Genomic DNA, 20,907 nt, shown 5'->3' on the forward strand with positions numbered 1-20,907 from the left:
TCGCCGGCAGCCGGTTCAGCCATACACCGGGTGACGACGGCACAAGGCAACCACCTGTTCACGCACATGGTGGCCCACCTCTTCACTGCGGCCGCTCTCCAAGGCATCCAGCACATCGCACAACCAGCCAGCCACCTGCTCGCAAGCCTCGACGTCGAAACCACGGGTAGTCACCGCCGGGGTGCCGATACGCAAACCGGAGGTCACGAACGGCGAGCGCGGGTCGTTGGGTACCGAGTTCTTGTTGGCAGTGATATAGGCACTGCTCAGGGCCGCATCGGCTTCCTTGCCGGTGTAGGGCTTGGCAGACAGGTCGATCAGCATCATGTGGTTATCGGTGCCGCCCGACACAATCTTGTACCCCCGCGCCTGCAGCACCTTGGCCATGGCGCGCGCATTGGTCACCACCTTGGCCTGGTAGGTGCTGAACTCAGGCGACAGTGCCTCTTTGAATGCCACCGCCTTGGCGGCGATCTGGTGCATCAGGGGGCCGCCCTGGACGCCCGGGAACACCGCAGAGTCGAGCTTTTTGTGGAAGGCTTCATCCTGGCCTTTGGACAGGATCAAGCCACCCCGTGGCCCGCGCAGGGTCTTGTGGGTGGTGCTGGTGACCACGTGGGCATGGGGCAGCGGGTCCGGGTATTCACCGGCAGCCACCAGGCCGGCAACGTGGGCCATGTCCACCCAGAAAATCGCCCCGACCTTGTCAGCGATGGTGCGCATGCGCGCCCAGTCCTTGTAACGCGAATAGGCCGAGAAACCGCCGATCAGCATCTTGGGGCGGGTGCGCAGTGCGATGCGCTCCATCTCGTCGTAGTCCAGCAGCCCGGTTTCAGGGTCCAGGCCGTAGGGCACGATGTTGTAGTGGCGGCCGGAAAAGTTGGCCGGGTTGCCGTGGGTAAGGTGGCCGCCCTGGGCCAGGTTCATGCCCATCACCGTGTCACCCGGGCTGATCAACGCCAGGAACACCGCCGCATTGGCCTGGGCGCCAGCGTGGGGTTGCACGTTGGCGTAATCACACTTGAACAGGGCCTTGACCCGGTCGATGGCCAGTTGCTCGGCCACATCGACGTATTCGCAACCGCTGTAGTAGCGCTTGCCGGGGTAGCCTTCGGCGTACTTGTTGGTCAGCACCGTGCTCTGGATCTGCATCACCAGGGGGCTGGCGTAGTTTTCCGAGGCGATCAGCTCGATATGGTCTTCCTGGCGATGCACTTCATTGTGAATGGCTTTGTTCAGTTCGGGGTCGAACGCGTTGAGGGTAAGCGAAGCGTCGTACATGTGCGTAGGTCCTTTACGGGTATTCAGGCTTGAGGGGACAACAAGCGCGCCATGCGCGCGGCGATATCGTCGATCTGTGCGTCGTCGCAGATCAGGGGCGGCAACAGGCGCACGGTGTTGCCCCGCGTCACGGTGATCAGCATGCGTTGCTCGTCACGGGCTTTGTTGACCAGGTCGGCACAGGGGTGGTCGAGTTCGATCCCGACCATCAGGCCCAACCCACGAATGGACACCACCTGGGGGTGGCTGCCCAGGGCCAGCTTCAACGCGGCCAGCAGGCGCCGGCCCGAAGCGGCGGCACGTTGCGGCAGGTGGTCGCGCTGCATGATGTCGAGCACGGTGCAGCCCACCCGGCATGCCAGCGGGTTGCCCCCGAAGGTGGAGGCGTGGTGGCCCGGCGAGAACAACTCCGCCGCCTTGCCACGTGCCAGGCAGGCGCCAATGGGGAAGCCGTTGCCCAAGGCCTTGGCCAGGGTGATGACGTCTGGCTCGATACCCGCGTGCTGGAAGCCAAACCAGGTGCCGGTGCGGCCCAGGCCGGTCTGCACTTCATCGATCATCATCAGCCAGTCGTGCTCGTCACACACCTGGCGCAGGGCCTGCAGGTAGCCCAAGGAGGCCGCGTGCACGCCCCCTTCACCCTGCACCGGCTCGACCAGTACCGCCACCACATTGGGCGACTGCGCCGCTACCTGGCGCACGGCGTCGATGTCGTCGTAAGGCACACGGATGAAGCCCGGCATCAAGGGCTCGAAGCCACGCTGCACAGCCGGGTTACCGGTGGCGGCCAGCGTGGCCAGGGTACGCCCGTGAAAACTGTTTTCCATCACCAGCACCTGGGGTTGCGCCACTTGGCGGGCGTTGCCGTGCAGGCGCGCCAGCTTCAGCGCCGCTTCGTTGGCTTCCGCGCCAGAGTTGCAGAAGAAGGCCCGCTGCATGCCCGAGAGCCGGCACAACCGCTCGCCCAGCTGTTCCTGCCACGGAATGCGGAACATGTTGGTGGTGTGCAGCAGCACGCCGGCCTGCTCGGCGATGGCCGCCGCGATTTCCGGGTTGGCATGCCCCAGGCTGGTCACCGCCACACCGGCGATGGCATCCAGGTATTCCACGCCCTCCGAGTCCCACAACAAGGCGCCCTGGCCACGGCTGAAGGCAACCGGCTGCCGGGCAGAGGTATTCATGAGGTAAGCAAGTGCAGCGGACATTGCGGGTTTTCCTTAACAGGGGGATCAATGGCTGGCGGTGGCCGCTACCGTGTCATCTACAAGCGGGCGTGCATCGGCGGTCGGCCAGTAATACGCATCGGGCATGGCGCGCGCGCCGAAGATCGCCTGGCCAACCCGGACCACCGTCGCGCCCTCCTCGATGGCGACTTCGAAGTCCCCTGACATGCCCATCGACAGCTCCTGCAGCGACACACCTGCCGGGGCGCTTGACAGCAGCCGGTCGCGCAACTCCCGCAGACGCACGAAGCAGGGCCGCACGCGGGTAACTTCGGCAGAAAACAGCGCCAGGGTCATCAGGCCGCGCACCCGCAAGGTGGGGAAGGCGGGCAGCGCCTGTAAAAACGCTGCCACGTCGCCCGGTACCAGGCCGTACTTGCTGGCCTCACCCGAGGTGTTCACCTGCACGAACACGTCCATTTCCCGGCCTTCGATACGCAGGCGACGGTCCAGCGCCTCGGCCACGCGCAGGCTGTCCAGAGCCTGGAACTCGCTGGCAAAACGCGCCACCTGCTTGGCCTTGTTGGTCTGCAGATGGCCAATCACCGACCATTGCAGGTCTTGCAGGTCGGCCATGGCTTCCCACTTGCGCTGCGCCTCCTGCACCTTGTTTTCGCCCAGCAGCCGGCAGCCAGCGGCATATGCCAGGCGCAGGTGGGCTTCATCGAAGGTCTTGCTGACCGGCAACAAGCGCACGCTGGCGGGGTCGCGGCCAACCCGCTGGCACGCTTGGGCAATGCGTTGCTGCACCGCTGCCAGGTTGCGGCGGAAGTCTTCCACGCTGTTGGCCTGTGGGTAACGGCCGTGGCGCCCATGCAGGGTCGTGAGGTCTTCGGCGTACGGGGTCATCAATGGGTTGCTCCTTTGCTGGGGACTGCAACGTGCTCTGGCTGGGCGACAGGGGTTTTGCCCCGCCGTGGCAGCTTGCCGTTGAGCACGGCGTAGGCCACCAGGCCGATCACCAGGCCCCAGAAGGCGCCGCCAATCCCGAGCAGGGTGATGTTGGCCGCGCAGGCCAGAAAGGTGATCAGGGACGCTTCGCGGGCTTTCACATCGGCCATGGCATTGGCCAGGCTCCCGCCGATGGTGCCCAGCAGTGCCAGCCCCGCCAGGGTGGTGATGAAGGTGGCCGGGAACGCCATGAACACCGCTGCCAGCGTGACACCGAAAATACCCACCAGAATGTAGAAGATGCCGGCGGCTACCCCTGCGATCCAACGCTTGGACGGGTCCTCGGAGGCTTCCTTGCCCGTGCAGATGGCCGCCGTGATGGCTGCGATATTGAACGCGTGCGAGCCGAACGGCGCCATCAGCAGCGAGCCCAGCCCCGTCACGCCAAGGATCGGGTTGGCACTGGTGTTGAACCCATCATTGCGCAACACCAGCATGCCCGGCATGTACTGCCCGGTGAGGGTGATCAGGAACAGCGGCAACGCCACGCTCAACAGCGCATTGAGCGAAAACTCGGGCCGGGTGAACACCGGCGTCGCAAACTCCAGTGCCAGGCCAGAAAAATCCACCCGCGCCTGCATCACCAGGAACACAAGCCCCAACACCAGGATGCCGACCACCGCATAGCGCGCACTGAAGCGTTTGAACACGATGTAGGCGCCGATCAGCACACCGACCAGTACCGGGTCGACGCTCATGCTGGCAAACGCACCGATACCGAACTGCAGCAGGATGCCACCCAGCAAGCCAGCCGCTACTCCCGGGGGGATCAACCGCACGGCCTTTTCGAAGTAACCCGATACACCCAGCACCACGAACGCGGCTGCCGAAATCATGTACGCCCCCACCGCCTGCGCATAAGGCGTGGTCGCCAGGGCAACGATCAGAAAGGCTGCTGCGGGGGTCGACCAGGCGGTGATGATCGGCTCACGGCTCACCCAGCTGAGGAACAGCCCGGTCACCCCCACCCCGATCGACACCGACCACACCCACGATGCCGTCAGCTCGGGGCTTAGCCCGGCTACCTTAGCGGCCTGGAAGACCAAGATGAAGGTGCCCCCATAATTGACGATCACCGAGATGAGCCCGGCGACGACCGGGTGCAGCAGGTCCCGCAGGCGCAGGGACGAGAGAGGTTGAGTAGATGACATAGGTCTTGGCTCCTTGCTAGACGATGTATCCGGCCACGCTGGGCGGTTATTTATAGCCATTGATTGGCAGGCTTTACCCCTACACTTCAAAGCGGCAGACCAGACCACTTTTTGCGTGCATCAACCCTGACGGCGTGCAAACGCCTGCATGAACGCGCACAAGGCAGCCACCGCGTCCACCGACACGGCGTTGTACAGGCTGGCGCGCAGGCCACCCACGCTGGCGTGGCCTTTGAGGCCATGCAGGCCGGCCTCCTCGGCCTGGCGCAGAAAGGCCGCCTCCAGCACCGGGTCGGCCAGGCGGAACGGCACGTTGTTGATGGAGCGATACGGCACCTGCACCGGGTTGCGGTAGAACCCTTCACTGGCATCGATCACGCTGTACAGCATGCTCGCCTTGGTCTGGTTGCGCTGATGCAGGGCGTGCAAGCCGCCGCTGCGCTTGATCCACTTGAGGGTCAGGCCGGTGAGGTACCACGGGTAGGTGGCCGGGGTATTGAGCATCGAGCGCGCATCGCTGATACGCGCATAGTTGAGAATGTCCGGGGTAAACGCATGGGCACGCTGCAGCAGCGCCGGGTCAACGATCACCACTGTCAGCCCGGCCACCCCCATGTTCTTCTGGGCTGCGGCATACACCAGCCCGTGCCTGGCGATGTCGATGGGCTTGGACAGCAGGCTGGAACAGGCATCGCACACCAGCGGCGCGGCGCTCGCCGGCGGGTCGCTGAACTGCACGCCATGCACGGTCTCGTTTTCGGTGTAGTGCAGGTAGGCGGCGTTGGCATTGAGCTGCCAGTGTGCGGGCTGGGGAATGTGGTCGAAGCCGCTGGCCTTGGCACTGGCAACCACGCGCACGTCGCAGTAGCGCTGCGCCGCCTCGATGGCCTTGCCCGACCACAGGCCGGTGTGCACGTAGTCTGCCGTGCCCCTTTCACCTGCCAGGTTCATCGGCACCTGCGCAAATTGCAGCGAGGCGCCGCCCTGCAGGAACAGCACGCGGTAGGCGGCCGGCACCTCGAGCAGTTCGCGCAGGTCCTGCTCGGCCTCTTCTGCCACGGCAGTGAACAGCGGCGAGCGGTGGCTGATTTCCATCACCGACATGCCGGTGCCGGCAAAGTCGAAAAACTCGTCGTGCGCCTGGGTGAGCACTTCCAGCGGCACGGCCGTGGGCCCTGCACTGAAGTTGTGTGATCGTGCCATGTCGAAGGGGCTCCTGTGCAAGCGGTGACCAGGCCGGGCCTGGAGTGGCGAGGGCCAGAGTCTACGGGTAGACTGGCCTGCCACTACCGGCCAGTTCAAGGATATAGAGCAGACCACATGGCAAAGACCTTCGAGCTGGAAACGCTGAAGATGCGGCTGAACGACGCCGAGTTTCAGCTGCTGGACCTGCATCAACGCATCCAGCGGGCCTTGCGTGCGCTGATTCTGGACGGGGCCCTCAGCCCAGGCTTGAAGCTGCCGTCTACACGCGTGCTGTCCAAATCCCTGGGCTGTGCCCGCGACACCGTCGAAAACGCCTACGTACAGCTGCACCGGGACGGCTTCGTGGTGCGCCGTGAAGGCGCTGGCAGCTACGTCTGCGACACCTTGGGCATGGAACTGCGCGGTGCCAACCCACGCCGCCTGAAGGCGCAGGAGGTTCGGCGCAGCGTCACCGACCACGGCGCAGGCCTCAGCCAGCGCGGGCGGATGATCCTCGACACCGGTGGCGTGCGTGACCAGCAAGTGATCAAGGCCTTTGCCACCGGCCTGCCAGAAACCCGCAGCTTTCCCACCGACGTGTGGGAGCGCTTGCAACGCCAGGTGGTCAAGGACTACCGCGCCAGCGTGCTGCTGCACGGCGACCCTCAAGGGGCCGAGCCCCTGCGCAAGGCCATTGCCACCTACCTGAACCTTGAGCGCGGCGCCAAGTGCTCGCCCGACCAGGTGCTGGTGCTCAGCAGCACCCGCCAGGCGTTGTACCTGTGCGCACAGTTGCTGGTGGACGCTGGCAAGCCGATCCTGCTGGAAAACCCCGGCTACTATGGCGCACGCAAGGCGTTCCAGATTGCCGAAACCAGGGTGCTGCCCATCGACGTGGACGAACGGGGTATCCGCACCGACCTGCTGCACGACGACCGCAGCGGTGCCAGTTGCGTGTACGTCACACCTTCGCACCAGTACCCCACCGGCGCGACGTTGCCGCTGGAGCGGCGCCTTGAGCTGATCAACTGGGCGGCGCAGAAAGGCAAGTGGATCATCGAAGATGACTACGACAGCGAGTTCCACTACGACGGGCAACCCACAGCCTGCGTGCAGGGCCTGGACAAGTACCAGCGCACGCTTTACATCGGCACCTTCAGCAAGACCCTCTACCCCGGCCTGCGCATGGGCTACATGGTGCTGCCCAACGAGCTGGTCAAACCCTTTGCCTACGCACGCAGCATGATGGACGGCCACACCCCGCAGACACTGCAGCTGACCTTGGCGCGCTTCATGGAGGACGGCCATTACAACGCCCATGTGCGGGCCATGCGCAAGCTGTATGCCGGGCGTCGGTCGATCATGTTCGACGCCATCGGCAAGTACCTCAGTGCAGTGGTCACAGCCGAGCTGCCGCCAGGCGGGCTGCAGATCCCCTGCCTGCTCAAGGCCGGCTGGTCCGAGGAAAAGACCATCCGCCAGGCCGCCACTGCCGGTGTTCAGCTGTCCGGCCTCAGCGGCCTGTACGTGGGCGAGCCGAAGCAGCAGGGCTGGCTGCTGGGCTATTCCTCACTGACCGCCTACGAGATCGAAGCCGCCATGTTGCGCCTGGCCAACGCCCTGAAAATCTGACTGGCGTGCTCAGTAGGGCAACCTGAAGCGCCGTGTCAGGTCGCCGATGCCTTCACGAATGGCGTGTTCGGTGCGGATGTCCAGCGAGCCACTGCGCACGCCGCCCAGCATGGCCAGGATCATGTCGCCGATTTCGCGAAACTCGTCAACGCCCATGCCGCGTGACGTGCACGCAGCGCTGCCCAGGCGAATGCCGGAGGTAACCCTGGGCGTGCCGGCATCGCCGGGCACCACGTTGCGGTTCACGGTAATGCCGATGGCCTCCAGCGCAGCCTCGGCCACGTTGCCCGCCAGGCCCCACGGCCGCAGGTCGACCACCCCCAGGTGGGTATCCGTGCCGCCTGACACCACCAAAAGCCCGCCCTCGGCCAGGCGCCCGCACAGGGCCTGGGCATTGGCCACCACGGCATGGGCATAGGGGCCGAAGCCCGGCTGCAACGCCTCGCCCAGCGCCACCGCCTTGGCCGCCACTGTATGCATCTGGGCCGCCCCCTGCAAACCCGGGAACACCGCTGCATCGATCTTGCGCGCCAGGGCCTGATCGCTGCACAGAATCATGCCGCCACGGGGCCCGCGCAAGGTGGCGTGGGTGCTCAGGGTGGTCACATGGGCATGGGGCACAGGCGACGGGTAGGCGCCACCGGCAACCAGCCCGGCCACGTGGGCGATGTCGGCCATCAGGTACGCCCCCACGTCGTCGGCAATGGCGCGAAACCGCGCAAAGTCCAGCGCCCGTGAATACGCCGCGGCGCCCGCGATGATCAGGCGCGGGCAGTGCTCCCGGGCAATCTGCTCCACTTCATCCATGTCGACCCTGTGGGTAACCGGGCTCACCCCGTAGCTGATGGCATTGAACCAGCGCCCGGAAACATTGAATGCGGCGCCGTGGGACAAATGGCCGCCGGCCTTGAGGTCCAGGCCCAGTATCTTGTCTTCCGGCGCCAGCAATGCCAGGAATACAGCCTGGTTGGCCTGGCTGCCCGAATGGGGTTGCAGGTTGGCGTGGGCGCAATCGAACAACAGCCTGGCCCGCTTGATGGCCAGGGTTTCAATGGCGTCGGCATTGCCGCAACTGGCGTAGTAGCGCCGCCCGGGGTAACCCTCGGCATACTTGTTGGTGAGCACCGAACCCTGGGCCTCCAGCACCGCGCGGCTGACCACGTTCTCGGCGGCGATCAGCTCGATGGAATGCAACTGGCGCTGACGCTCGGCATCAATGGCCTGCCAGACTTCACCGTCCACCTGGGGCAGCGCAGCACCACTGACGCCGGGCAGTGCCAAGCCCTCCCGATAAGCGAAACGCGGCATGCTCACTCCTTGTGTAAAACGCCCAAAAACTCGCCGCCCTACCCTAGCGGCTTAGGGTGCCTGCGCCCCTACCAGTTCGGGCCGGTGTTGCAGACCACCGCCGAGGGTACTGCTGCCACACGTCTAGCCAGGGGCTGGCGCGGGCGCCATGCGGCCAGCTCAAGTGGTCTGGTTTGGGTCGCAGTAATGGACTACCGCGCAAGACCGTTGCCTCTTTAAGCTCTGCGCCGATTTTGCCCTGCTTACCACACAGGTTTCGCCATGACGCTTCGTATCGGGTTATTACCTCAAGTCGCCGCTGCTCACTTCGTCACCCGCGAAGCCATCACTGGCAAAGGCCACTTCAGCGCAGGCCGCCCACAAGCCAACGACCTGAAGCGGCTGGGTAACCCAGACAGCGTGGTGATCTGTGGCAGCCATGGCTTTGCCCTGGGGATGCGTGAGCACCTGCAAGCCGAGCTGCCTGCCAGCCGGCTGCTGATCGAATCGTTCAGCGCACCGGTAGCACCCGTGGCGGCTACACCGGGTAGCGAGGCCAACGACACCCTGCGCCTTCACCTGAAGCACACCGGCCAGGTGCTGGAGCCGCCTGCCGGCAAAAGCTTGCTGGAGATGCTGGAGACCAGCGGCATCGAGGTGCGCAGCGTCTGCCGGGCGGGCATCTGCGGCCATTGCCGGCTGAAGGTGTCGGAAGGGGAATACACCCTGGAGCCCGATTTCTGCCTGACCGACAAGGACAAGGATGAAGGCTGGGCGCTGGCCTGCTGCACCTTCCCCACGTCCGGCACCCTCAAGGTCGACCTCAACGCCTCGGCCTAGACTGCAACCGCCGCTCCCTCAACCACAGGATTTTCCATGAAGACTGCAATTGCACTGCGCCACATCCATTTCGAAGACGTTGGCACCCTGGATACGGTGCTGGCCGACGCAGGCTACGCCCTCACCTATCTGGACCCAACCGTCGATACCCTCGACGGCGAGCAGATAGTGAAGGCCGACCTGCTGATCGTGCTCGGCGGCCCTATCGGGGCCTACGACGAACAGCTCTACCCGTTCCTGCATGACGAGCTGAGACTGGTACGCCAGCGCATCGAGTGCGGCAAGCCCATGCTCGGCATCTGCCTGGGTGCGCAGTTGATCGCCCGCGCCATGCACGCCAAGGTGTACCCCATGGGCGTCAAGGAAATCGGTTTCTCGCCGTTGACCCTGACTGCAGCCGGCCAGGATTCTCCCCTCGCCGCCCTGCAGGGCACCCCCGTGCTGCACTGGCATGGTGACCAGTTCGACGTGCCCGAAGGCGCGCAGTTGCTGGCCAGCACCCCGGTTGGCGCACACCAGGCGTTTGCCGTGGGCAATACCATTCTGGGCCTGCAGTTCCACCTGGAGGCCGATACCACCCGCATCGACCAGTGGCTGGTGGGGCACGCCAGTGAGCTGGGCCAGGCCGGCATCGACCCGGTTGCGCTGCGCGCGGCCGCGAAGGGCCTGGAAGGCCGCCTGAGCCTTGCTGCAGGCCGCGTGATGCAGGCGTGGCTGAGCAACCTGCCTACCCGCTGAAACCCATTACAAAAAACCGTCAAGGATGAGGCGCTGAAGATGATCGTCGTACTGTTCGAATTGCAGGCATTGCCAGGCCAGGGTGAAACCTACGTAGACCTGGTCAACAAGCTCACCCCGTTGCTGCAGCCTATGGAAGGTTTTATTTCGGTGGAGTGCTTCCAGAGCACACTGAACCCCAAGAAGGTGATGTCGGTGACCACCTGGCGCGATGAAGAAGCCGTGGTGCAATGGCGCAACGTCACCGCCCACCTGTCGGCCCAACGCGCCGGCCGCGACAAGATCTTCGACGACTACCGCGTGCGCGTCACGTCGGTGATCCGCGATTACGGCCTGCGCGATCGCGAGCAGGCACCCTACAACGTCGTCGTCGACGGCGAACGTGCCTCGGCCTGCCCGGTGGTTTGAATGGCTGGTGGGTAAGGAGCGTGCAGGTAGGACGGTCGCTTCCTTTGGCCACTCAAGCACCCCGCCAACAGGATTGAACTGTTGGCGAATGGCCACAGTCCACTTTTACAGGCCCACCTACCAGAGGCCACAGAGGAGACTCCCATGAAAGGTACCGCGCTTTCGGCCCTGTTCGCGGCCGCTACCCTGCTGGCCTCGCCAGTCTTCGCAGAAGACCTGTGCGCCATCAACCTGCAAAAGATCAATGACAGCATGGCAACCGCCGGCGCCACCTCTGAAGGCCTGGACAAGGCCGTCACCGAGCGTGTCGACGAAGCCAAGCAAGCCCAGGCTTCCGGTAATACCAAGAAATGCATCGAGATCACCAGTAAAGTGGTTGAACGCCTGAACAAAACCGACAAAGGCAGCGGCTCGAGCAGCGGCGGCGCCTGATGCACCGTGCGGGTGACCGGTCTGGTGGTCGACGGCGCCCGCGCAATGCCGTATACTCGATTCCACGTGCCGTAAGGTACGTTAGCTAGAGCTAGTGTGGGGCCGATTAGGATTCGACGCCGGTAGCGAAACTCTAGGTGCATGCCGAGTTGGTAACAGAACTCGTAAATCCACTGTTGCAACTTTCTATAGTTGCCAATGACGAAAACTACGAGGGCTACGCTCTCGCTGCGTAAGCAGCTGAGCCCGCTCTCCTGGTAGCTTCGGCTCCAGCAATCATCAGGGGATGCCTGTAAACCCGAAGTGATTGTCATACAGAACAGGATCGTCGTGTAGCACGTTGGGGGCAAAGCGACTAAAACTTACCCAACTCGTCCAAAGCACCCTGCCCGTCGGGCGGCTGCGGATTAACTCAATAGACACGGCTAAGCATGTAGTACCGACAGCGGAGTACTGGCGGACGGGGGTTCAAATCCCCCCGGCTCCACCAAATTCCAAAAAAAGAAGACGCCCTCGGGCGTCTTTTTTTGTGCCTGGCGATTGGGCTTGCCGAAGCAGAAAAATCAGATTTTGGCCCTTTCGTGTAGGCCGTTTCCCAAAGATACTCCGCCAAGCTGATCTGGGCAGCGCATTATCTCTGCGCGCTGGGCAAGGCGCTGCTGGATGATGCTGAATTGGGCATGATGCAGCGCGCTCCCGGTAATCCGTGATCGAACGCTGATAGCGTTGGGGCTGCGTTGCAGCCCATCGCGACCTGCGGTCGCTCCTACGGAGGCGGTTGCAGGGCTGCCACCGTAGGAGCTAGCGCAGCTCGCGATGGGGTGCGGAGCGCCCCCGGCGATCTATGACCAAACGCCGACGGTGCTATCGGTCGCTCCTGCCCATCAACCCCGCAAATGCCTTATCAAGCACCTGCCCGGCATCCGCCAGCTTCTGCCGCCGCTGCTGCATCCACGCTTGGTCATCCTGCAAGCGCTGCCTGGCCTCAGCCAGCATACGCCGCACTTCCTCCGGCTGCGGGCCGCCGGTGCCTTTACGGCTCTGCACCATCGCGCGGGGCGACAGGCTGGCGCGGAAATCCGCTTCGCTCAGGGGCAGTGTGTTGTCCTTCCACTGGTGTTTGTCCGCCGCCTGGGTATACAGCGCCTGCGCGTCCGCGTAGGCAAAGTTCTTGGGCAGCGTGCCGTCGGCACGGGCCTTCTCGACGATCAGCGAAGCAAAGCTGTGGCCGATGCGGAACGGCACATGGTGCTTGCGCTCCAGAGTGTCGGCCAACTCCATCGAGGTGGTCCAGTCAGCATCCAGCTCCTCTTCAGCCCGGGCTGCATTGATTTTCAGCGCATCCAGCACCTGGTCCAGGCGCTTGAACATTTCGCCGCTGGAGGTGAACAGCCCCAGGTCGTCAAACGCGGCCTTGTAATCGGTCATGCCGGTGGTGACGTTGTGCGCGCGCACGGTGGTGGCATTGGCCAGCCCGACCACATCGGACGCCGCCTCCCGGGTGCGCATCAGGAGGCCGGGGTTGCGCTTTTGCGGCATGGCACTGCTGGTGTAGGTCGAGGCCTCATCCAGCAAGATCCACGGCCGGGTCTGGTGATACTGGGTGTGGATATCGCCAATGAACGCGCCGATACGAATCGCCGAGGATGACACCAGACCAGAGGCTTCCAACGGAATGTCATAGGTGGACACCTGGCTGGCGTCCAGCGAGTTCTCCCGCACACCGTCAAAGCCCAGCAGCGCTGCCAGCCGCTCACGGTTGATCGGGTAACCGGAGTTGGCCAGCACCGCAGTGCCCAAGGGGCTCAGGTTCAGCCGTGCGTACAACTCATGCAGGCGCTGCGCATCGCGTTCGAACGACGCCTCGTAGGCCAGCAGGTAGTGGGCGTAGCTGATCGGCATGGCTTGCACGCCATTGGTATAAGCCGGCACCAGGGTATCGATGTGCTCAGCAGCGAGCTTGAGCAAACGCTGGCGCGTGGCGTTCAGGGCATCGCCGAAGGCGAGCATGTGGGTGCGCAGTAAGGCCAGGCGGTAGGTGGCATACATGTCCTGGCGGCTGCGGCCGGAATGAATCAGCGAAGCCTCAGGGCCCACCTTGTCGGTGAGGATCTGCTCCAGTTGCAGGACGTCGCTTGGGCGCTTGCCATCGGGCTGCTCGCCTTGCTCGATGGCATAACGCACGCCACCGGCTATGGAGGCAGCTTGCTCGGCGGTGACGATGCCGGCCTCTTTGAGCATTACCAGCGAGGCCTTGTTGATGCGGTTGAGGTAATCGAACTGGCTTTCGCCCTTGCGCCCCTTCGGGGGAGCCTTTTCTACAAAAGCCCCGATCTTGCGCGCCTGCTCGGCGCATTCGGCAGTGGTCTTGCACGGGGCGTCTGCCGTGTTGGCGGCGTAGACGGACGGGAAGGAGAGCCATGCACAGGCAATGGCGACGCTAAGCAGTGTTCTTGTTGTTTTCATGAGGGCTCTGCTGAAGGTGGAGATTGCCTGATGCTAACGGCCAACTCCGGTGCTTGAAAGCAATACTGCCGGCGCAAAGGGCATCGTGGCCTATGGAGATGAACCGTCACTGTTTGCACTTCAAGGGATTAAATCCTACTGTGGCGCGACGTTTAGGATATGGACAATATGGATATGGCCCACCTCTTCCCTTCATTCGGCGCATGCCGCTTCGATTCCCAAGGCGAAAAACGGCTTGCCGAGCGCCTCGAAAAAAAACTCTCTGATGACTGGCTATGCTGGTTCAACGTGCCCGTGGGGCCCAAAGGGCTGCAACCGGACTTCGTACTGTTGAACCCGAAACTGGGGCTGCTGGTGCTTGAGGTAAAAGACTGGAAATTGAGTTCACTGATCTCATTAACCGTCAACGACGTCAAAAAGCTTGATGACGGCCAGGAGAAAACCGTCATCAACCCTATGGCCCAAGCGCGCAAGAATGCCTTTGAAACGGTACAAGCGCTTGAAAAAGACCCTGCACTTACCCAAGGGCCCGACGCCTACAGACCCGGCAAACTGATGATGCCGTACAGTTGGGGCGTAGTGCTCACCGAGATCACACGCAAGGAATTCAACACCAAAGCCCTGGGCACAGCCATGGAGAGCGTGCGGGTCATCTGCAAGGACGAGATGTATGAAACTACAGACAGCGCAGAATTCCAGCAGCGTGTTTGCGCCATGTTCGTTCATCAGTTCCCCGTCCACCTGCACGACGAACAGATCGACCGGGTTCGCTATCACCTGTTTCCAGAAATACGCCTGAACCCGGCGCGCGCACAGTTCGGATTATTCAACGAGCAGGACGCGCCCCTGCCCAGCCTTATGAAAGTGATGGACCTGCAGCAGGAACAGCTGGCTCGGTCGATGGGGAATGGCCATCGGGTCATCCACGGTGTCGCAGGCAGTGGCAAGACCATGGTGCTGGTTTATCGCAGCCTGTATCTCGCGCGGTCATGCAGCAAGCCGGTGCTGGTGCTGTGCTACAACAAAACCCTGGCGGGGCGCCTGAATCAGGTACTGCAACAACACCGTGCAGACGATAAGGTGGTTGCCATCAGCTTCCACGCCTGGTGCCACAAACTGCTGACAACGGCACAACTTCCAATCCCCGACCTCAAAGGGTCGAAGTTCGTACAGGCACTGGAAGAAGACGTCTTGCGCCATATGCAAAACGGCACGCTTGCTGCTGAGCAATACGCCGCCATCCTGATTGACGAAGGGCATGACTTCAAACCCGAGTGGTTCCAGCTGGTCATCCATCAGCTTGAGCGCGAGCGCGAAGACCTGCTGGTGCTGTACGACGACGCACAGGCCATCTATCGCGGCAAGGCAAAGCTCACTTCAAAAATGGCCTTCAGCTTCGCCAGTGTGGGCATCAAGGCTTCTGGGCGCACCACCGTGCTACGCATTAACTATCGCAATACACTGGAAGTGCTGTCCGTGGCGCATGCTTTTTCCAAAGAGTTGCTGAACGCGCGCGATGCCGAAGACGATCAGGTCCCGGTGCTGGCACCTCAAAGCGCAGGGCGGCGAGGTGACATGCCACAGTTGCTCAACCAGCCAGGGCTAATGCAGGAAGCCCAATGCCTGGTCGGGCGGTTGCAGTCGGAGCATGAAAACGGCAGGGCCTGGGAAGACATGGCGATCATCTATCGACATAACGCACAGGCCACGTGGATTGAAGAGGCGCTCACATCCGCAGGCATTCCTTTTACCACTGCACGAAGCGTCTCAAAGCGCAAAACGCTCTATGCGCACGATTCGGTAAAGGTAGTCAGCATGCACTCCAGCAAGGGCCTGGAGTTTGGTTTTGTGATGATTCCTCGCCTACACGAGATGCCGGCGCAAGGTGAAGACGAAGTCGACGAGATGCGGCTGCTTTATGTGGCCATGACGCGGGCCGTGGACCGGCTGGTGATGAGCCATCAAACCCACTCCGGCTTTACTGAACGCCTTGAAGAGGCGATCAATCAGGTAAAAGCCAACCTCTGACACTCACCCGCCCTGGCGTAACAACCTGGGGCCGTAAGAAGGTTTTGAAATGGACGTCACTGCAATTCTCAGTCAGCACTGGGCCACCCTGGCCTGGCTGGCTTTGGTCTTTATTCTGTTGCTGATCGTGAAAACTCCAGCCGCCAAGGGTTATCTTGGGGAGTTATTTGTGCGCTACGTTACGTGGTTGCAACTGGATGAAAAAACCTACCGCCGTGTGCACAACGTCACGCTGAGTACTCCCGACGGCACCACGCAGATTGATCACGTCTTCGTCTCGGTTTACGGCATTTTTGTGCTTGAGACAAAGAACATGCGCGGCTGGATTTTCGGCACAGCGCAGCAACCGCAGTGGACGCAGAAAATCTACAAAAAAACCTTTAAATTTCAAAACCCATTGCGGCAGAACTACAAACACCTCAAGGCACTTGAAGCGATGCTGGCCATTCCTTTCCAGCATATTCACTCAGTCATCACGTTTGTCGGAGAAAGCACATTCAAGACTGAAATGCCGGCGAACGTCACCCGTGGCAGTGATTTCATCCGATATATCAAATCCTTTAAGGTGCCCGTTTTCAGTGGGGAAGAGGTTGATGCCTTGCTCCAGACGCTGCAGAGCGGTAGGCGTGCACCCACCCTCGCCACTCACCGTGAACATGTGCAACACCTCCAACGGCGAAACGATCCACCTCGCGCCAAGGACGTAACTTAATAGTCTGCAGCAGCGGCCTATTTCACGCCTTGCTAACCGCCTGCCGCACCTTGCCCAGCAACTCGCTCATCTTGAAGGGCTTGAGCAACATGTCCATGCCATCCCCCAGAAACGCCTGACGGTCCAGCGCGGCGTCGGCGTAACCGGTCATGAACAGCACGGGCAACTCAGGCCGGTAGCCTCGGGCAAGGTCTGCCAGTTCACGCCCGTTCAGGGTGGGCAGGCCGACATCCGTCAGCATCAGGTCCAGGTGGGCATCGGACTGCAAATGGGCCAAGGCCTCCTCGATGCTGGCGGCCAGCGTGCAACGGTAGCCCGCATCCCCCAGCGCCTCGGCCACCGACAGGCGCACGGCCGTCATATCTTCGACAATCAGCACATGTTCACCACTGCCCGGCTGGTCCTGGGCAGCCTCACGCTGCACATGCACGGCCGCCTGTACACTGGCGGGCAACATCAAGGTGACCTCGGTGCCCTGCCCCACCGCGCTGCTCAGCACCACGTGGCCACCGGATTGCCTGGCGAAGCCGTAAATGGTCGACAGCCCCAGGCCGGTGCCCTGGCCCAGCGGCTTGGTGGTGAAGAACGGGTCGAAGACCTTTTCCAGCAGTTCGGCGTCGATACCGGTGCCGTTGTCCCGCACACTAACCGCCACATACGGGCCGTCCACCAGGTTAGGGTTGCCCTGGGACCAGCGGGCACAGGTGTCGACCCAGATGTGCCCGCCCTTGGGCAGCGCGTCACGGGCGTTGATGACCAGATTGAGCACGGCGCTTTCCAGCTGCACCGGGTCAACCAGGGCAATTGCAGGCTGGTTGGAAAGGTTGAGCGTGAGGGTGATGCGCTCGCCGATCGTGCGGGTAATCAATTCTTCCAGCGAACGTACGTGGCGATTGACGTCTATTGGCCGCGTGTCGAGCGGCTGCTGACGGGCGAAAGCCAGCAGACGATGGGTGAGCGACGCAGCACTGGTAGCCGAACTCAGCGCTGCCTCGGCATAGCGGGTTACCCTTTCAGGCCGGTTCTCGGCCACGCGTTTGCAGATCAGTTCAAGGCTGGTGATGATGCCGGTCAGCAGGTTGTTGAAGTCGTGGGCGATACCGCCGGTAAGGCTGCCCAAGGCGTCCATCTTTTGCAGCTGCAGCAATTGCGCCTCGGTACGCTCGCGCACTGCCACCTCACGTGCGAGCTGGCTGGTGGCATCGTCCAGCTGGGCCAGGTGCGAACGCTCACGGTGGCGGTGTTCGGTGATGTCCTCGACGAACACCAGGCACAGCCCCGGCGCCTGGTAGGGCGACAGCTGCCATTCGGTCTCGCGCACATGGCCGTGCAACTGCATGCTCAAGGTGCCTTTCCAGCGTTCGCCGGCCAGCAGGTGTTCACGCAGGCTGGCCAGGGCCGCCTCCTGCCCGTCGGCAAAGCACTCGCGCAGTTGCACCGGGTCGTGGTTGTCCTGGGTGAGGTGAATGAACGCCTGGTTGCACTCGTGCACTTTCAGGTCGGCGTCCATTACCGCGATAGGCGCCGACACGCCGGTGAATATCTCGCGAAAGCGTGCCTCGCTCTGGCGCAGGGCACGTTCGGCATCGCGTACCCGCAGCAGGGTACGCAAGGTGGCCAGCAGCACGTCCGGGTCTACCGGATGGGTGAGGTAGGCATCGGCACCCGCATTCAGCCCGGTAATGATGTCGCCGCTCTGAATGGACGCCGCAGACACATGAATCACAGGCAACAAGGCGGTGCGCACGTCCTGGCGCAGCAGCCGGACAATGTCGAAGCCGCTCATGTCCGGCAGGTTCACATCCAGAATCAGCGCATCGATGTGGCGTTCGCGAATCAACGCCAGCCCTTGTACACCTGTGCCCGCCTCGAGTACCTCATAGCCGTGCACCGCCAGGCGCCTGCGCAGTGCGTAGCGGGTGGCAACGTTGTCATCGACGATCAGCAGGCGCACATCAGCACTCATCCAGGTTCTCCTGGGCCAAAGCCAGCGGGATAACCACAGAGAAGCACGAGCCTTTGCCCGGCTCACTGTGCACACTCACCTGACCGCCCAGCAGCATTGCAAAGCGTTTGCACAACGACAGGCCCAAGCCGGTGCCGCGCAGGCGTTTCTGCAGCGGCGAATCGAGCTGGGCGAAGTCTTCGAACAGCGTGTCCAGCAACTCCGGCGCGATACCAATGCCGGTATCGGTCACGGAAAAGCACACACTGCCTTCGCCGTGCAGGCTCGCTGAAACCCGTACCTCACCGCGGGAGGTAAATTTCAATGCGTTGGAAATGAAATTGCGCAAAATCTGGGCAAGTTTCTTGTCGTCGGTATACAGCTGCGGCAGGCCCGCCGGCTCTTCGAATATAAGGTCCACCGCCGACCCATCGACAATGGGCCGGAACATCCCACGCAGAGCGGCAAACAGGTCGAACATGTCGAACCACGCGGGCGAGATGGTGATGCGACCCGCCTCGATCTTGGCCAGGTCCAGCAAGTCGTCGACCATGTCGGACAGCTCACGCGTGGCGTTGCTGATGAAGGCCACCTGACGGTGCTGCTCTGCCGACAGCGGCCCGTCCAGTTCGTCGGTCAGCAGGCCGGTGATGCTCAGGATGGAACCCAGCGGCGTGCGAAACTCATGGCTCATGTAGGCCAGAAAGCGGCTTTTCAGGTCAGAGGCCTGGCGCAGTTGCTCGGCTTGGGTGTCTAGCTCGGCATACAGCGCCAGCACGCCCTGGTTGGTTTCATCCAGCTCGCTACGCAGCGCGTCGTTTTCGGCCTGCAGCCGGGCGACCAGGGTTGGGTCAGACATGCACAGCCTCCAGGTCGATCACCAGCACGGTCACATCATCCCGGCCACGGCAGAAGTCGCGGTGCAGCACAGCCGCGATCACCGCCGGGTGGCGATGCACCAGGCCAGGGTAATCCTGAAGGTTCCAACGGGACTGCAGGCCGTCGCTGTACATGATCAACACATTTCCGTTCAGATCAGCGTAGTCGAATACTTGGGTTTTTCTGAATTGCCCGCCCACGATCCCGGGCAGCGACGCCAGGCCGCGTTGCTGCGTACCGGCTACCAGGCATGCACCGATATTGCCGATACCCGTGAAGGCAAGGCGGTTGGACGCGCCGTTGTATTGAGCCACCGCCACGGCGCCACCCCGAGTACCGGACATGGCCTGGTGCAGGGCCTGCAGCTGTTGCAACGGCTCGGCAAAAGGCGCGCTGGCGAACACCGTAGCGCCGGTCAGGGCCGCCGCCTCGGCTTCACGGCCGTGGCCCAGGCCGTCGATCACCAGCGCACTGACCTGCTGGCCATCGACGGCCAGGTACCAGGTGTCGCCACAGGCCGGGTCGCCATGCAGCGCATGCTGGGTTGCCCCCCAGCGCTGGTCGGCAGCCACGTCGTGCTTGCCATACAGACGGGCAAGCACCACCGCCCCGCGTGTATCGGCATGCACATCGAACACTTGAGCCAGGCGCGCAACAGCGCCCATGCCGATACCTTGGGTGCCTGCAGACGAGTAGCCGTCGGCCAGGCACGCCTGGGCGTCGAAGCCCTGGGCGCGGTCCACGGTGAGCACTTCAATACCGTAGCGGCCACCTTCACGCGGCAACACCCGCAGGTGCAGCTCGCCGTGGCCTGCATGTTTGAGCACGTTGCTGCACAGCTCGGTGGTTACCAATGCAACGCGCCCGGCGTCCTGTTCATCGAAGCCGTGGTCCTCGCCCAGTTTCTGCGCAATGCGCCGGGCATGGCCGACATCACTCGGGTCGGCCAATGGCACCACCCGCGTCACAGTGGCAGCGATGCTCAAGCCCATCGAGTGATCGTCACGCGCGTGCCCTGGCCAGGGGCTGTGTCCAGCTCGAACTCGTCGACCAAACGCCTGGCGCCGGTCAGGCCAAGGCCCAGGCCGCCCCCGGATGTCCAGCCATCGGTCAACGCCAGGTTGATGTCGGGGATCCCCGGGCCTTCATCGCGGAACAGCAGACGCAGGCCGGTGCGCCCATAGTTGTCCAGAATCTGCCAGTCCATGTCGCCACCGCCGCCATACACCACGGTGTTGCGCGCCAGTTCGCTGACAGCAGTCACCAGCTTGGTCAGGTCGACCAGGCGCATGCCGCACTCCCCGGCCAGCTTGCGCGCCAGCTGGCGTGCGAGCACCACATCCTGTTCGATACGCACCGGCAGGCTGCCGCTGTCGCGCACGTTCATGTGCGCTCCAGACGTTGACGCAGCACCTGCATGCCGCGCTCCACGTTCAACGCCGTGCTGACGCCCGGTAGGGTCAGCCCCAGTTCCACCAGCGTGATGGCAACCGCCGGCTGCATGCCCACCACCATGGTTTCGGCATCCAGAATGCGCGAGAGCCCGGAGATGCTGGCAATCATGCGGCCGATGAAAGAGTCGACCATGTCCAGCGCCGAGATGTCGATCAATACGCCCCGCGCCGAGATACGGCTGATCCGCTCGGTAAGGTCTTCTTGCAGCGTCAGTGCCAGCTGGTCGTGCATGTCCACCTGGATGGTGACCAGCAGAAACTCGCCCATCTGCAGGATCGGTATACGTTCCATGGG

General features: G+C 62.9%; 19 protein-coding genes, 1 other RNA gene and 1 pseudogene. 9 read left to right on the forward strand and 12 right to left on the reverse strand.

Annotated features, from left to right (window positions below; all coding sequences use genetic code 11):
• Nucleotides 1–15: 15 nt before the first annotated feature.
• From glyA to serC, 5 genes are all read right to left on the reverse strand, one after another.
• Nucleotides 16–1,281, reverse strand: coding sequence for a serine hydroxymethyltransferase (glyA, locus tag PPA02S_RS11845; RefSeq protein ID WP_028632647.1), 1,266 nt, complete (start codon nucleotides 1,279–1,281; stop codon nucleotides 16–18).
• A 23-nt stretch (nucleotides 1,282–1,304) separates the two neighbouring features.
• On the reverse strand, nucleotides 1,305–2,486 hold the full coding sequence (locus PPA02S_RS11850; RefSeq protein WP_028632648.1) for an aspartate aminotransferase family protein: 1,182 nt from the start codon (nucleotides 2,484–2,486) through the stop codon (nucleotides 1,305–1,307).
• Nucleotides 2,487–2,510: 24 nt separating this feature from the next.
• On the reverse strand, nucleotides 2,511–3,353 hold the full coding sequence (locus tag PPA02S_RS11855; protein WP_028632649.1) for a YggS family pyridoxal phosphate-dependent enzyme: 843 nt from the start codon (nucleotides 3,351–3,353) through the stop codon (nucleotides 2,511–2,513).
• Entirely contained in the window at nucleotides 3,353–4,606 is a 1,254-nt protein-coding gene (locus tag PPA02S_RS11860) for a benzoate/H(+) symporter BenE family transporter (protein ID WP_028632650.1), read from the reverse strand. The genes PPA02S_RS11855 and PPA02S_RS11860 overlap by 1 nt, the downstream gene beginning before the upstream one ends.
• 120 nt (nucleotides 4,607–4,726) lie before the next feature.
• Nucleotides 4,727–5,809 (reverse strand): 3-phosphoserine/phosphohydroxythreonine transaminase, encoded by a 1,083-nt coding sequence (gene serC / locus PPA02S_RS11865; RefSeq protein WP_028632651.1) that lies wholly within the window; start codon nucleotides 5,807–5,809, stop codon nucleotides 4,727–4,729.
• A 117-nt stretch (nucleotides 5,810–5,926) separates the two neighbouring features.
• Between serC and pdxR the strand changes: the two genes are divergently transcribed.
• Nucleotides 5,927–7,423: a MocR-like pyridoxine biosynthesis transcription factor PdxR gene (pdxR, locus tag PPA02S_RS11870; RefSeq protein WP_028632652.1), complete on the forward strand. Its 1,497-nt coding sequence runs from the start codon at nucleotides 5,927–5,929 to the stop codon at nucleotides 7,421–7,423.
• A gap of 9 nt (nucleotides 7,424–7,432) precedes the next feature.
• On the opposite strand, the gene PPA02S_RS11875 is transcribed toward pdxR, so the two are convergent.
• Nucleotides 7,433–8,731: a serine hydroxymethyltransferase gene (locus tag PPA02S_RS11875; protein WP_028632653.1), complete on the reverse strand. Its 1,299-nt coding sequence runs from the start codon at nucleotides 8,729–8,731 to the stop codon at nucleotides 7,433–7,435.
• Nucleotides 8,732–8,992: 261 nt separating this feature from the next.
• Here PPA02S_RS11875 and PPA02S_RS11880 point away from each other — a divergent pair, with 261 nt between their 5' ends.
• The 6 genes and pseudogenes from PPA02S_RS11880 to PPA02S_RS23040 all read left to right on the forward strand — a co-directional run.
• Entirely contained in the window at nucleotides 8,993–9,550 is a 558-nt protein-coding gene (locus PPA02S_RS11880) for a 2Fe-2S iron-sulfur cluster-binding protein (protein ID WP_080667826.1), read from the forward strand.
• A 36-nt stretch (nucleotides 9,551–9,586) separates the two neighbouring features.
• A complete protein-coding gene (locus tag PPA02S_RS11885; RefSeq protein WP_028632654.1) occupies nucleotides 9,587–10,288 on the forward strand; it encodes a glutamine amidotransferase in 702 nt (233 codons plus the stop codon).
• Nucleotides 10,289–10,327: 39 nt separating this feature from the next.
• Nucleotides 10,328–10,696, forward strand: coding sequence for an antibiotic biosynthesis monooxygenase family protein (locus tag PPA02S_RS11890; protein ID WP_028632655.1), 369 nt, complete (start codon nucleotides 10,328–10,330; stop codon nucleotides 10,694–10,696).
• A gap of 144 nt (nucleotides 10,697–10,840) precedes the next feature.
• Nucleotides 10,841–11,128, forward strand: a complete 288-nt coding sequence (locus PPA02S_RS11895; protein ID WP_028632656.1) for a PA2433 domain-containing protein — start codon at nucleotides 10,841–10,843, stop codon at nucleotides 11,126–11,128.
• Nucleotides 11,129–11,226: 98 nt separating this feature from the next.
• Nucleotides 11,227–11,618: a transfer-messenger RNA gene (gene ssrA / locus PPA02S_RS22660) on the forward strand.
• A gap of 121 nt (nucleotides 11,619–11,739) precedes the next feature.
• Nucleotides 11,740–11,838: pseudogene (locus PPA02S_RS23040) on the forward strand (hypothetical protein); the annotation flags it as partial.
• 154 nt (nucleotides 11,839–11,992) lie between these two features.
• Here PPA02S_RS23040 and PPA02S_RS11900 read toward each other — a convergent pair.
• Nucleotides 11,993–13,594, reverse strand: a complete 1,602-nt coding sequence (locus PPA02S_RS11900; RefSeq protein WP_028632657.1) for an argininosuccinate lyase — start codon at nucleotides 13,592–13,594, stop codon at nucleotides 11,993–11,995.
• A gap of 174 nt (nucleotides 13,595–13,768) precedes the next feature.
• Between PPA02S_RS11900 and PPA02S_RS11905 the strand changes: the two genes are divergently transcribed.
• Nucleotides 13,769–15,622 (forward strand): 3'-5' exonuclease, encoded by a 1,854-nt coding sequence (locus tag PPA02S_RS11905; protein WP_028632658.1) that lies wholly within the window; start codon nucleotides 13,769–13,771, stop codon nucleotides 15,620–15,622.
• Nucleotides 15,623–15,671: 49 nt separating this feature from the next.
• The gene (locus tag PPA02S_RS11910; protein ID WP_080667827.1) at nucleotides 15,672–16,334 is read left to right on the forward strand and encodes a nuclease-related domain-containing protein; all 663 of its coding nucleotides are present in this window, start codon (nucleotides 15,672–15,674) and stop codon (nucleotides 16,332–16,334) included.
• A gap of 22 nt (nucleotides 16,335–16,356) precedes the next feature.
• Here the strand turns inward: PPA02S_RS11910 and PPA02S_RS11915 are convergent, their stop codons facing one another.
• The 5 genes from PPA02S_RS11915 to PPA02S_RS11935 are packed head-to-tail and all read right to left on the reverse strand — an operon-like array spanning nucleotide 16,357 to nucleotide 20,904.
• Nucleotides 16,357–18,300 carry a PAS domain-containing hybrid sensor histidine kinase/response regulator gene (locus PPA02S_RS11915; RefSeq protein WP_028632659.1) on the reverse strand — a complete coding sequence of 648 codons (1,944 nt, stop codon included), beginning with the start codon at nucleotides 18,298–18,300 and terminating at the stop codon, nucleotides 16,357–16,359.
• Nucleotides 18,290–19,138, reverse strand: a complete 849-nt coding sequence (locus PPA02S_RS11920; protein ID WP_028632660.1) for a sensor histidine kinase — start codon at nucleotides 19,136–19,138, stop codon at nucleotides 18,290–18,292. Before PPA02S_RS11920 ends, PPA02S_RS11915 begins: the two co-directional genes overlap by 11 nt.
• Entirely contained in the window at nucleotides 19,131–20,150 is a 1,020-nt protein-coding gene (locus PPA02S_RS11925; protein WP_028632661.1) for an ATP-binding protein, read from the reverse strand. The genes PPA02S_RS11920 and PPA02S_RS11925 overlap by 8 nt, the downstream gene beginning before the upstream one ends.
• Complete coding sequence (locus PPA02S_RS11930) at nucleotides 20,141–20,545, reverse strand: anti-sigma regulatory factor (RefSeq protein WP_028632662.1); 405 nt, start codon at nucleotides 20,543–20,545, stop codon at nucleotides 20,141–20,143. Before PPA02S_RS11930 ends, PPA02S_RS11925 begins: the two co-directional genes overlap by 10 nt.
• On the reverse strand, nucleotides 20,542–20,904 hold the full coding sequence (locus PPA02S_RS11935) for an STAS domain-containing protein (RefSeq protein ID WP_028632663.1): 363 nt from the start codon (nucleotides 20,902–20,904) through the stop codon (nucleotides 20,542–20,544). The genes PPA02S_RS11930 and PPA02S_RS11935 overlap by 4 nt, the downstream gene beginning before the upstream one ends.
• Between the last annotated feature and the right edge of the window lie 3 nt (nucleotides 20,905–20,907).

The organism is Pseudomonas parafulva NBRC 16636 = DSM 17004, from assembly GCF_000730645.1.
GTDB classification, from domain to species: Bacteria; Pseudomonadota; Gammaproteobacteria; order Pseudomonadales; family Pseudomonadaceae; genus Aquipseudomonas; species Aquipseudomonas parafulva.